Source organism: Ekhidna sp. (genome assembly GCF_965247405.1).
Classification (GTDB): Bacteria; Bacteroidota; Bacteroidia; order Cytophagales; family Cyclobacteriaceae; genus Ekhidna.
In genome coordinates, this window is the sequence record NZ_OZ252014.1 from 3,459,907 (window position 1) to 3,473,171 (window position 13,265).

Annotated in this window: 9 protein-coding genes; 8 read left to right on the forward strand and 1 reads right to left on the reverse strand. The window is 43.3% G+C overall.

Annotated features, from left to right (window positions below; genetic code table 11):
• Positions 1 to 3: 3 nt before the first annotated feature.
• On the forward strand, positions 4 to 3,087 hold the full coding sequence (locus ACP14Y_RS15970; protein WP_424963900.1) for an efflux RND transporter permease subunit: 3,084 nt from the start codon (positions 4 to 6) through the stop codon (positions 3,085 to 3,087).
• 69 nt (positions 3,088 to 3,156) lie between these two features.
• Here ACP14Y_RS15970 and ACP14Y_RS15975 read toward each other — a convergent pair whose 3' ends face one another.
• Positions 3,157 to 3,819 carry a metal-dependent transcriptional regulator gene (locus ACP14Y_RS15975; RefSeq protein ID WP_350205666.1) on the reverse strand — a complete coding sequence of 221 codons (663 nt, stop codon included), beginning with the start codon at positions 3,817 to 3,819 and terminating at the stop codon, positions 3,157 to 3,159.
• An 85-nt stretch (positions 3,820 to 3,904) separates the two neighbouring features.
• Between ACP14Y_RS15975 and ACP14Y_RS15980 the strand changes: the two genes are divergently transcribed.
• The 7 genes from ACP14Y_RS15980 to ACP14Y_RS16010 all read left to right on the forward strand — a co-directional run bounded on the left by ACP14Y_RS15980 (position 3,905) and on the right by ACP14Y_RS16010 (position 13,245).
• Entirely contained in the window at positions 3,905 to 5,098 is a 1,194-nt protein-coding gene (locus ACP14Y_RS15980) for a di-heme oxidoredictase family protein (RefSeq protein ID WP_424963901.1), read from the forward strand.
• Positions 5,099 to 5,100: 2 nt separating this feature from the next.
• On the forward strand, positions 5,101 to 5,532 hold the full coding sequence (locus tag ACP14Y_RS15985; RefSeq protein WP_424963902.1) for a Rieske (2Fe-2S) protein: 432 nt from the start codon (positions 5,101 to 5,103) through the stop codon (positions 5,530 to 5,532).
• Positions 5,529 to 6,761, forward strand: coding sequence for a hypothetical protein (locus ACP14Y_RS15990; protein WP_424963903.1), 1,233 nt, complete (start codon positions 5,529 to 5,531; stop codon positions 6,759 to 6,761). Before ACP14Y_RS15985 ends, ACP14Y_RS15990 begins: the two co-directional genes overlap by 4 nt.
• Before the next feature lie 3 nt (positions 6,762 to 6,764).
• On the forward strand, positions 6,765 to 7,166 hold the full coding sequence (locus ACP14Y_RS15995; protein WP_424963904.1) for a Fur family transcriptional regulator: 402 nt from the start codon (positions 6,765 to 6,767) through the stop codon (positions 7,164 to 7,166).
• Complete coding sequence (locus tag ACP14Y_RS16000; protein WP_424963905.1) at positions 7,148 to 7,519, forward strand: DUF6660 family protein; 372 nt, start codon at positions 7,148 to 7,150, stop codon at positions 7,517 to 7,519. Before ACP14Y_RS15995 ends, ACP14Y_RS16000 begins: the two co-directional genes overlap by 19 nt.
• Positions 7,520 to 7,610: 91 nt before the next feature.
• On the forward strand, positions 7,611 to 12,011 hold the full coding sequence (locus ACP14Y_RS16005) for a CusA/CzcA family heavy metal efflux RND transporter (RefSeq protein WP_424963906.1): 4,401 nt from the start codon (positions 7,611 to 7,613) through the stop codon (positions 12,009 to 12,011).
• Between the two features lie 37 nt (positions 12,012 to 12,048).
• Positions 12,049 to 13,245, forward strand: coding sequence for an efflux RND transporter periplasmic adaptor subunit (locus ACP14Y_RS16010; RefSeq protein ID WP_424963907.1), 1,197 nt, complete (start codon positions 12,049 to 12,051; stop codon positions 13,243 to 13,245).
• Positions 13,246 to 13,265: the final 20 nt, after the last annotated feature.

Genomic DNA, 13,265 nt, shown 5'->3' on the forward strand with positions numbered 1-13,265 from the left:
GATATGTTGAATAAAATATTATCGATTTCACTGCAAAACCGATTAATGGTGCTTTTGGGCGCTGTGGTGCTGAGTGTGGCGGGATTGTACATAGCCCGTAATATGAACGTGGATGTATTCCCTGATCTGACAGCTCCGACGGTAACCATTTTGACGGAAGCTCATGGAATGGAATCTGAGGAAGTGGAAAAGCTGGTGACCTACCAGTTGGAAACGGCTATGAATGGTTCGCCCAATGTGCGTAGAATCCGATCATCTTCGGCAGCAGGAATCTCCATTGTGTGGATTGAGTTTGATTGGGGAACGGACATTTACAGGGCGAGACAGATTGTGAGTGAACGTATTCCAATGGTTCGGGAGAATTTACCATCTGGTGTTAGTACACCAACTATGGCTCCCATTTCATCCATTATGGGTGAAGTGATGTTGTTGGGTGTTCGTTCGGATAGTTTGTCTCCAATGGAGTTGCGAACACTTGCGAACTGGACCATCCGACCAAGAATCAAATCCATTGGCGGTATTGCCAATGTGATTGTGATTGGAGGAGACTACAAGCAGTATCAGGTATTGGCCAATCCGGAGAAGCTCAAATACTATGATGTGAGCCTTGGTGAACTACTCGAGAAAGTACAGGAGAGCAATGTGAATGCTCCGGGAGGCTTTTTGAATGAATACGGCAATCAGTATATCATTAAAGGAAGTGGTAGAGCGTATTCAGTAGAGCACCTCGAAGAAGCGGTTCTTAAGAGTGTAAATGGTCAAACCATCAAAATCAGAGAAGTTGCTGAGGTTCAAATTGGTGCGGCTGATAAGATCGGTGATGGTTCGTTGAATGCGGATCCTGCTGTGATTTTGACCATTTCTAAACAGCCGGATGTCAACACATTGGAGTTGACCGAAAGGCTCGATGAAGCAATCGCTGATTTGAATAACACTTTGCCGGAAAGCGTGGAAATCAAAAGCCACATTTTTCGTCAGTCGAATTTCATTGAGGCATCCATTAATAACCTGAATCAGACCCTATTGGAAGGTGCTTTTTTCGTGGTGATCGTGCTATTCATCTTTTTGATGAACTGGCGAACTACGGTTATTTCATTGCTGGCCATTCCTATCTCGCTGTTGGTATCCATCATTGTTCTTAAAATGCTGGGATATACCATCAATACGATGAGTTTAGGAGGCATGGCCATTGCCATCGGTGCGTTGGTAGATGATGCGATCATTGATGTGGAAAATGTTTTCAAGCGATTGCGTGAGAATATCCGAAAACCAAAAGCAGAGCAACAGCCTGTGCTTACGGTGGTGAAAGAAGCTTCGGTGGAGATTCGTAGCTCGATCATTATTGCTACGCTCATCATCATTGTATCGTTTGTGCCGCTATTCTTTCTGAGTGGGATGGAAGGAAGATTGTTGCAGCCACTTGGCATAGCATTTATCACTTCGGTATTGACTTCTCTGATTGTGGCAGTTACGGTTACTCCGGTGTTGTGTTCGTATTTATTGAAAAGTGAAAAGGTACTTACCAGGCAGGCTGAAGGGACAAAAGTGGAACGCTTCCTTCGCGCTCGCTATGTGGGTGTATTAGAACGGACACTGAAGTTTCCAAAAACAGTCATTGGCTTAACAGTGGGTGCATTCATAATCAGTTTGATATTGCTAACGCAACTAGGTCGTAGTTTCCTGCCTGAGTTCAATGAAGGATCCTTGGTGATCAGTGCAGTGGGTATACCAGGTATGTCGCTAGAAGAAAGCAACAAGAACGGAAAACTGATTGAACAATTGCTCTTGGATATGCCGGAAGTGGATGTGGTAACTCGTAGAACCGGACGAGCTGAGCTGGACGAACATGCTCAGGGAGTGAATGCGGCTGAAATAGATGTGCCTTTTACGCTAGACGGAAAATCAAAGGAGCAATTCTTTGAGCAAGTTCGAACGAAGCTAAGTGTAGTGCCTGGTGTAAATATCACGTTGGGTCAGCCGATTGCTCACCGAATTGATCACATGCTTTCTGGTACTCGAGCAAACATTGCCATCAAGATTTTTGGTGATGATTTGCAGCGTTTGTTTGAGTTGGGTAAAAGTGTAGAAACCAATATCAATTCCATTGATGGAATTGCCGATGTTGCAGTAGATCAGCAGATCGAAGTGCCACAAATTCGCATTACACCCAAGCGACAAATGCTGTCTGCTTATGGTATGACGGTTGGTGATTTGATGGAGCAAGTAGATGTGGCCTTTGCCGGAGAAAAGGCAGGTGAAATCTATGAAGGTCAGAAGTATTTTGACCTTATCGTTCGTTTTAAAAAGGAGTCAAGGAGCAGTATGGAATCCATACAAGCTGCTTTGGTCACCTTACCAAACGGAGGGCAAATCACATTGGATCAGCTTGCAGATGTGAAATCTGTAAGTTCTCCGAATACCATTTCCAGAGAGAATGTAAAGCGTAAGATTGTAGTAGCTGCCAATGTGCAGGGACGTGATTTGCGTGGGGTGGTAAATGAGATTCAGCAGATCGTAGATGCGAATATTGACTTACCTGAAGGTTATCGGGTAGAGTATGGCGGTCAGTTTGAGAGTGAAGCAAAGGCTTCTCAATTATTACTAATCACGGCTGTTGTTGCCATTTTGATCATCTTTCTATTGCTCTATTATGAGTTTCAGGATGTGAAACTTTCATTCATTGTCTTGATCAATCTGCCTCTGGCTCTGATTGGTGGGATTTTGATTGTGTACTTCACTTCCGGCATTATCAGCATTGCTGCTACCATTGGCTTTATTAGCTTGTTTGGTATCGCTACTAGGAACGGAATCCTATTGGTATCGAGGTATGAGGATTTGAGGAAGGAAGGTTTGCAAGGGTTTGAGTTGCTCAAAACCGGAGCTTTGGACAGACTGAATCCAATACTAATGACGGCCTTCACTACTGGGCTTGCCTTAATACCGCTTGCACTGAAAGGGGGCGAACCGGGTAATGAAATTCAAAGCCCAATGGCAGTAGTGATTTTGGGCGGGTTGCTGTCTGCTACTTTGCTCAATCTCATTGTTATCCCATGTGTGTATGAGTTGGTTAACTCAAGGAAGAATTAACCAGGTAAATGATAGTCAGGCCAAATCGGCCTGACTATTTCAAATATGCATTAGATTCAAATTATATCTTTATAGACTTTCCGAAACATACACATTCTCCGCAACCTTTTGAGAAACCATTCGAGTTTCTCCTTCGATTTCAACATCCAAAGATCCATCAAACTCGTGATGTGATTTGATAAGGATTTTACTATTGATGACAAGTCCCAATTGTGTAATGTGTTGAAGGAATGCAGGAGAATCGTTCTTTACTCCAACAACTTTTAGTTGCTTGCCAACTGATTCATTTTCTAAGGTAGTTTTGTGCATTCCCCTAATCTTGCCAGTGGCATCCGGGATAGGGTCACCATGTGGATCATATTCAGGGAAACCCAAAAGCTTATCCAGTTGATCTACTAGTTTTTTGGACTTAATGTGTTCCAGTTGCTCGGCTACCTCATGGATTTCATCCCAGGTAAATTCCATTTTCTCAACTAAAAATGTTTCCCACAATCGGTGCTTCCTTATGACAGAGAAAGCAATTGTTTCACCCTCTTTCAGCAGTGATATTGCACCGTATTTTTTATAATCAATGAATCCCTTTTCTTTCAGCTTCTTTAGCATACTACTCACCGTAGCAGGAGATATTCCAAGATGACTCGCAAGTTCATTGGTACCAAGCTCCTTCCCGTTTCGATTCAGGTTTAGGCTGTAGATGGCTTTCAGATAATTCTCCTCCGTGATAGTGATCATGTTTCAAAAGTAAGTATCGCATGTCTTATTTAAAAGTTTGATATGTCTAACTTTAATTAATAGATTTGTATAAAATTATTTTGAGATGAATAAAATAATAATATATCTGAGCATTGTCACTTTTGTGTTGGCTATTTCATGTGAGGAAATAATACCAGCTGCTCCTGCTGAAAATGAGCTGCTGGATGGCCCTACGGAAGGCTTATCCCATGCTGAGCAAAGACAATTTTTGGATGGAGATATTGCTTTTAATGACGAGGTGTTTTCAGTGGAAAATGGACTTGGACCAGGCTTTGTTGCCACGTCCTGTGGAAGCTGTCATGCAGGAGATGGCAAAGGTCATCCTTTTACCACGCTCACTAGATTTGGTCAATCACTGCCAAACACATTGCCGGATCTATCTATTGGAGGTCCTCAACTTCAAAACAGAGCAATACCAGGGTTTGAACCTGAAAAGCTACCAGATGGTGTTCCATTCATGAAGTTTACTCCACCGGCTGTTACTGGGTTGGGATTTCTGGCAGCACTGTCAGATCAACAGATTCTGCAGAATGTCGACTCTCTTGATGAAGATGGTGATGGTGTTTCCGGGAAACCAAATTACATAACACCACCAGACTATTTTGAACAGAAATCAATTCATCAACCTGTCAATGGTAAAATTATAGGGCGTTTTGGGAAGAAAGCTGCGGCTATTGATTTGCTTCAACAGACCGTAAGTGCCTACAATCAGGATATGGGAATCACTTCCACTTTTGAGCCCGTTGATCCATACAGTCAGCTTTCTACCGACCCGGAAGTTACGGATCAAACGATTCGTGATGTGGTCTTTTATCTCAGAACATTAAAGGCTCCTATTCCTAGATCAGAAGAAAACACAGTAGTACTACGAGGGAAGTCAATATTTACCCAAATTCAGTGCGCCTCATGTCATATCCCTGAATGGACAACCCCAGAGTCTGATATCGAAGCATTATCGAATAAGACATTCTACCCATACACTGACTTGTTGCTGCATGATATGGGTCCAGGGCTAGATGATGGTGCCACCGAAGGATCTGCTGAAACATACGAATGGCGGACTCCACCCTTATGGGGCTTGGGGCTTTCGCCCAATTCGCAAGGTGGATCATTCTTCTTAATGCATGATGGACGAGCTAGAAGTATTGAAGAAGCTATCCTGCTTCATGGCGGAGAAGCCGACAACAGTAAAAATCAATTTGTCTCTCTTTCTGAAGATGATAAAGAGGCACTCATTAAGTTTCTCAAATCCCTTTAGATATGGATCGCAGAGAATTTGTCAGGAAATGCGGAATGGGCTGCCTTGGGATAGCGGCGACAGGTTTACTCCTTGAAGGATGTGCTGGAACCCGCTACATTTACGGCAACATAGATGGCTCCTATCTGAGTCTGCCTGAAGCAGCTTTTTTGAAAGAGGAAAACAACTATTTAAAGTATGTAGTGGTGCAGAATGAGTCATTACAATACCCGGTAGCTGTTTTCCGCTTCAATGCCAATGAATACAAAGCATTGCTCATGAAATGCACACACCAAGGCACGGAACTTCAGGTATTTGGAGACCGCCTACAGTGTCCTGCTCATGGAAGTGAGTTTACTCAAGACGGGAGTGTTCAAAATGGCCCGGCTGATACATCGCTTAGAAGTTTCCCAATTATAAAAGAAAATAAAACACTTAAAATCGATTTATCATGAGGAAGTATGGTTGGATCCTTATAACAATAACATCTCTGCTTTCGATAGATGTAAAGGCTCAAATCGACAGTACGTTACTCAAGCGTACACCAGTTGATACGGCAAAAAACCAGCTTAATATGGATGCTGTTTACAACAGACCTTTTCTGCAGGTTGGTAAGTTGCCGGTATCAGTAGGTGGATATATTGAGGCAGATTATGGATACATTGGTGAAGATGGTGTGACAGATGGACATAGCTTCCGAGTCCCGCGAATGACGCTTTTTGTTGCTTCCTCAATACATAGAAAAATCAAGTTTCTTTCTGAGATAGAATTTGAGGAAGGTGGAGAAGAGGTAGCCATAGAGTTTGCCGCACTTGACATCAGTATGCATCCTCTTTTGAATCTACGTGGCGGAATAGTGATGAATCCAATCGGAGCATTCAATCAAAATCATGACGGACCTAAATGGGAGTTTGTGGATCGCCCAATAGCTGCAACGGATATGCTGCCAGCGACCTGGAGTAATGTTGGCTTTGGACTTTATGGTAAATATTACATGAAAGAATGGGCATTTGGATATGAAGCCTACCTGACCAATGGATTCAATGATGCCATTATCAATAACGGAGAGAATCGCACCTTTTTACCCGCATCTAAAGAAAACAAAGAGCGGTTCGAAGAATCCTCTAACGGAGAGCCATTGCTGACAGGAAAAATAGCCGTAAGGCATAACAAGGTTGGTGAAATTGGCCTTTCATATATGGGAGGTATTTACAACACCTATGAAGAAGACGGTTTGATATTGGATGATAAAAGGAGACTGAACGTATATGCTATTGATTTTAATACGACAATTCCTGTAACTAAGACCTTTATTGTCGGTGAGTGGGCATGGATAAATATAGATGTGCCTAGTACTTTTTCTCAGCAATTTGGGGATCAACAAAAAGGAGGTTTTGTAGACTTTGTTCAGCCGATTCTTACCGGGGATTTGTTTGGTTTTAATAACGCATCTTTCAATGTTGCTATGCGTTTGGAATATGTTGATTGGAATGACGGGACATTTCGTGAAACAGGAGGAAATATCGGAGATGAAATTTGGGCAGTTGTTCCGGCGATAAGTTTTCGGCCCACTGCCCAGACAGTGATCCGGTTAAATTATCGACTCATGGAACAAACCGATATTCTGGGCAATCCACCTGCTAAGATCTCTGGCATCCAGTTTGGCGTTTCTTCGTACTTTTAGTCAATGCTCGAGCAAAAACTAGTAAATAGAGACATCAAGCCAACAGCTATGCGGTTGTTGGTGCTCAGAAAGCTCGTAGAATCAGGAGCAGCAATAAGTCTCAGTGATCTTGAAACAAAATTTGAACGGGCAGATAAAGCTACGCTTTACAGAACTCTTAAAACCTTTGAAGACAAGAAGCTCATTCACAGTATTGATGATGGAACCGGTGCGGTGAAATATGCGCTCTGTGAAGAAGGCTGTGAATGCGAACCACAAGATCAGCACATCCACTTTCATTGTGTGGGATGTGGCGAAACGTATTGCCTAACTCAGTCTAAAATCCCTCAAACAAACATTCCAATAGGTTTCAAGGCAGCCAGTGCCAGCATGGTGTACAAAGGCACATGCGCGAACTGCTCCTAAAACAATGCAAACAGGTTGCACTCCTTTTTCGTTATTGTTGCATAGTGAAATCTTTCGCATTCATATTATCACTGTTTCTGCTAGGGCTATCGGTAGCACCTTGCACGGATGAAACCACGGCAGATAGCATAGAGGTTTCCTACCAAGAATCCGGGTCTGATCATGACCACAATGAATCCGAAGATTTGTGTTCTCCTTTATGTGTTTGCCATTGCTGCCATTCACACCTTGTCGTTCAGCAAATTTTTATAAGTGAGTTAGGCATCCTTACATTTCCTCTCCAGAGAAGCACCTACTCAGACCCTATAACATCAGGGTTTGTAGGCTCACTACTACAGCCACCACAGGTGTAATATCCATTTTTTCAGGACAGTTCCGTCCAATCGATCTTACTCTAAAGGATCGAAACAGAATCATTTTAACTGATACTAAATCATTTCATACATGATCAATAAAATCATATCGTTCTCGATAAAGAACAAATTCATTGTGGGCTTACTCACACTTGCACTCATAGGTGTGGGGATCTATTCCATGTCCACGGTCAATCTGGGTTCCGTCCCGGATATCACCAATAACCAGGTACAGGTGATGACGGTATCACCCAATCTGGCTACTGAGGATATCGAGCAGTTCGTTACCTATCCTGTCGAGTTGGCCATGGGCAACCTTCCGGGAGTGGATGAGATTCGCTCTGTTTCACGATTTGGCCTGTCGGTGGTGACCATCGTCTTTGAAGATGACATGGGCACCTATTTGCCACGTCAACTGGTGCAGGAAAAACTGAACGAACTCCAGGAGACCATTCCCCAAAAGTTCGGAAGTCCCACTATGGGGCCAATTTCTACAGGTTTGGGGCAGATTTACGAATACACCATCCAACCTCAGGAGGGTTTTGAAACAAAATACTCACCAACAGACCTGCGAACCATCCAGGACTGGATTGTAAAACGACAGCTCACACTACTGGATGGAGTAGTTGAAGTCAACTCCTTTGGAGGCTACATCAAGCAGTATGAGGTAGCCATCAATCCCGACAAGCTGAACGCCATGGATGTGAGTATTTCACAGGTGTATGAGGCATTAGCGAGAAATAATGTCAATACCGGAGGGGCTTATATTGAGAAGAATAGAATGTCCAACTTCATAAGAGGAGAAGGATTGATTCGGTCATTGGATGACATTCGAAAGATTGTGGTCAAAACCGAAAATGGCATTCCTGTAACGATTGGTGATGTAGCTTCTAAAGTCCATTTTGGACACCAGGTACGCTATGGTGCATTCACGCAGGATGGTAAAGAAGCTGTTGGAGGCATCATTATGATGCTCAAAGGTTCCAACCCCAATGCGGTCATACAGAATGTGAAAGAACGAATGGAGGAAGTTGAGAAATCGCTTCCTGAAGGATTGGAAATCAATACCATCATAGACAGAAGTGATCTTATTTCCAGAACGACCAGTACCGTACAAACCAATCTGATCGAAGGAGCACTCATCGTCATATTTGCGCTCGTTATCCTGTTGGGAAGTTTGCGAGGCGGTCTCGTCACGGCCACAACCATTCCGCTTTCATTGCTTTTTGCTTTCATTCTGATGAAGCAATTCAATGTGTGGGCCAATCTGATGAGCTTAGGAGCCATTGACTTTGGAATCATCATCGATGGAGCGGTGATCATCATTGAAGGCACGGTCTATGAAATCCAGAAAAGAATCAGAGCTGGCAAGGTGGGTTTCAATCAGAAAGTAATGGATGAGGTGGCTTATGAGTCCGGTAGCACCATGATGGGTTCCGCATTTTTTGGTCAGATTATCATTCTAATCGTTTTCGCTCCTATTCTGTTTCTCACAGGTGTTGAAGGCAAGATGTTTCAGCCAATGGCCTACACTTTTGGGTTTGCCATGATTGGAGCAATTGTACTTTGCCTGACTTACGTACCCATGATGTCAGCGCTCCTTATGAAGCCTGTTCAGAACAAAAAGAATTGGTTCGGTCGCTTTGAAAGATCATTGGAAAAGGTCAGTGATAAACTCATTGGAGGACTTCAACGAGTTTACCTTCCTGTTTTGAAAAGTGCCTTGCGATTTAAGGCCATGGTGATCATGGTAGCCATTTTACTCCTGGCAATCGCAGGTTTTACTTTTTCCCGAATGGGCGGGGAATTCGTTCCTCAGTTAGATGAAGGTGACATTGCGATGCAAGCATTGATCAGGCCGGGGAGTTCGCTAACAGAGTCCAAAGAAGTCTCGATTAAAATTGAAAAGCTCCTACTTGAAAATTTCCCGGAGATCAAAACGGTCACAGCGAGAATCGGGGTGGCGGATATTCCGACAGATCCCATGCCGATGGACATTGCAGATATGTATCTCATTCTCGAAAAAGACAAAGACAAGTGGGTTTCTGCAACGACCAAAGACGAGCTGATTGATCAAATCAAGGACAAACTCAATGAACACCTGGTAGGTGTTAATCTCGTATTCACACAGCCTGTAGAGCTGCGCTTCAATGAGTTGCTCGAGGGAGTGCGAGAAGATATTGCTGTCAAACTATACGGTGAAGATTTGGAGGTTTTGGCTACCAAGGTTCAAGAGATGGCGGATATCATATCAACCGTACCGGGTGCCGGAGATGTCAATGCAGAGCGCACCTCAGGTCTTCCTCAAATGACTGTGAGGTACAACCGAAATAAGGTTGCCCAGTATGGACTGGATATTCAAAAATTGAACGAGTATGTCAGCTCTGCTTTTGCTGGTGGAGTTGCCGGGGTGGTCTTTGAAGGTGAGAAGCGATTTGATTTGGTCATTCGCTTTGACAATGAACACCGTCAAAGCATCGATGACTTGAGAACCCTGTATATCGATCTTCCAGACGGCACAAAGGTTCCTATCAAAGAAGTAGCTGATATAAGCTATGTACCTGGACCGATGCAGATCTCCAGGGACAACACCTACCGCAGAACGTATGTTGGAGTAAATACCCGAGGCAGAGATGTCGAGTCGGTAGTGAAAGACATTCAGCAAAAATTAGATGCTGAGCTCGACCTACCAGCTGGATATTACATCACCTATGGTGGAGAGTTTGAAAATCTGGAGCGGGCAAAGAGCCGATTGTCCATTGTCGTTCCAATAGCTCTTTTCCTCATTTTCGTTTTACTCTACTTCGCTTTGGGTTCATTCACTCAGTCCATCATGATTTATATCGCCATTCCACTTGCGGCCATTGGAGGTGTGTTTGCCCTATGGGTCAGAGACATGCCATTTAGTATTTCGGCGGGTGTCGGATTCATTGTGCTGTTTGGGGTGGCTGTTCTCAATGGTCTGGTATTGATCAACCGTTTCAACTCATTGAAAGAGGAAGGAGTGACGAGTATCAGAGAAAGAATTCTAACTGGAACAAAAGAACGAATCAGGCCTATTATGCTTACAGCAACAACAGACATTTTTGGATTTCTGCCGATGGCATTTTCAGCATCTGCAGGTGCAGAAGTTCAACGACCATTGGCTACCGTGGTGATTGGAGGAATGTTGACAGCTACTTTGCTGACACTTGTAGTTCTTCCGGTGCTCTACAAATTTGTAGAGGGAAGAGGTGAGCGAAGATTAAAATCTCCAAACGCCAATGTGATTATCACATTGATCGTTTTCGGAGGTCTCTTTGCAATGCCTGATTTTGCGGAAGCTCAAGAGAACAGGAATGACCGTCTTCCAACCATCACGCTTGAGGAAGCCAGAAAAAGAGCGATCGAAAACTATCCTAAAATACAGTCAGCACGATTGGAAATTGAAAGTCAGGAGGCGCTGAAGAAAACGGCCTGGGATTTTGGAAACACACAGGTATTCACAGGAAAAGAGGAAGTTGGCAATGGCTCAGAAGGTGTTCATACGCAGATTGGTATTCAGCAACAGCAGATTGATATTTTTGGAATTGCTCCCAAGCTGAATCTGCAAAAAGAACGGGTTGCACTGGCTGAATACGCTTTAGACCTCACGGTTATTGAGCTGGAGCGTGAAGTGAGCAAAGCCTGGGCAAAGGTCTATGCCACTAAAAACACATACTTGGTGTATGAGCAGCTTGACTCCATTTTCACAGATATTGAGCGGGCAGCAAAGATCAGATTGGAAACAGAGGAAACATCCAGACTGGAATACCTGGCCACCTCCAATCAGGCCAGTCAGGTTCAGATACAGAAAGAACAAGCATATCGAGATTATCTGAGCGCACTACAACAACTCAACGTATGGTTTGTCACTGATTCGCTTTTTACGGTTCCTAACATACCGGCAAATAATTTGGATCAGCCACTTGTCTACACATCTGATTCACTGGGAAGGCATCCGCTATTAGATGTGTCTCAGCAGCAATTGGGAGTTGCCGATGCTTTGGTCAAAGAAAAGCGATCGCAATTTCTTCCACAACTGCAGGGTCAGTATGGCAGACAGCAAATTGCCGGACAGTCCGGGTTCTATCAATATCAAATTGGCATTCGAATTCCGCTCTTGTTTGGACCGGAACTTGGCAGAACACAGGCGGCAAAAATTCAACGAGATATTGCCAACCAGAACTTACTCCAAACACAATTGGAGCTGAATGCAGCATACCTGAATGCAAGGGAGCGGTATTTGAAATGGGGAAATTCCTGGAATTATTACCAGAATACGGCTCTTCCTCTTGCAGCGGAACAACGCTCAGGAGCTATCACTGCTTACCGGGAAGGAGCCATTGATTATGTATCCTTTTTGCAAAACATCCGGGATGCAATAAGAATGGAAGTGGATGCGTGGAAGGCTTTTGGCAACTACCTGGATAGCCGCTATCAATTGGAGTATTTCTTAAAAAAATCGAACTAAAATATACGGATCAATGATCCCTGAAAATATAATACACATGAAAAATCAAATCATATACATCTTGACACTAGTGGTGCTGGTTGCAGCATTTACAGGATGCGGTAGTAAAAACGCTAACCCGAACAGTGATGAAAAAGCAGAAGAAGGACATGCTGAAGAATCAGTAGGTACTGTTCACTTGTCACAACTAAAGTTCAATAACCTGGAATTTAAAATTGACACGCTTCCATTAAGAGCTCTTTCCGGAATAGTAGAAGCCAATGGACAATTAGAAGTTCCGCCCCAACATGAGGCAACCGTCACTGCCATACTTGGTGCAAACATCACTTCCATCAAGGTCATTGAAGGTGATAAAGTTCTGAAAGGACAGGTCTTAGCATACCTCTCTCATCCAAACTTGTCACAGCTTCAAACCAACTATATCAAGGCGTATAGTCGCTTCCAGTATTTAGAAAAGGAAATGCAGCGACAAAAGCGATTGTATGAAGAAGAAGTTGGATCAGGAAAGACATATCAGGAAACAGTAGCTGAGTATAAGGGCATGAAAGGTGAAGTGAAAGGGTATGAAGTGCAGTTAAAACAACTCAATTTGAATGCGGTAAAGATACGGAGTGGAGAAATCTATGAGTACGTACCAGTAGTCAGCCCTATCAATGGATTCATACAAAAAGTCAAGATTCAGTTAGGCCAGTATGTTAATCCTCAGATCGAGATGTTTATGATAGTTAATATCGATCACATCCATGCCGACCTGATGGTTTTTGAAAAAGATGTGTACAAAGTAAAGGAGGGACAAAAAGTATCTTTTACTGTTGAGTCTGTTCCGGGAAATACGCTGACCGCTGAAATTTATTCGGTAGGCAAACAATTCGAGCTAAACCCAAAAGCAGTACATATCCATGCGGAGATTAACAATAAGGAAGACTTTCTGATTCCCGGCATGTATATCAATGGAAGAATCCATACCACTAGTCATAAAGTGACTGCCTTACCGGAAGATGCTATTATAGAAGAAGAAGGCAAGCCCTATATTTTCATGGCGGAAGCACATGAAGAAGATGGAGAAACCGAATGGAAATTTACACCAATTGAAATCCGAACAGGCATTACCGATGACGGGTGGATAGAGGTCAAGCTACTAGAGGAGTTACCTGAAGGAGCTGAAGTCGCCTGGAACAACGCCTACTATCTCATTTCAGAAATGAAGAAAGGGGAATTGGAAGACGATGATTAAAAATCAAAATTGTATAAACA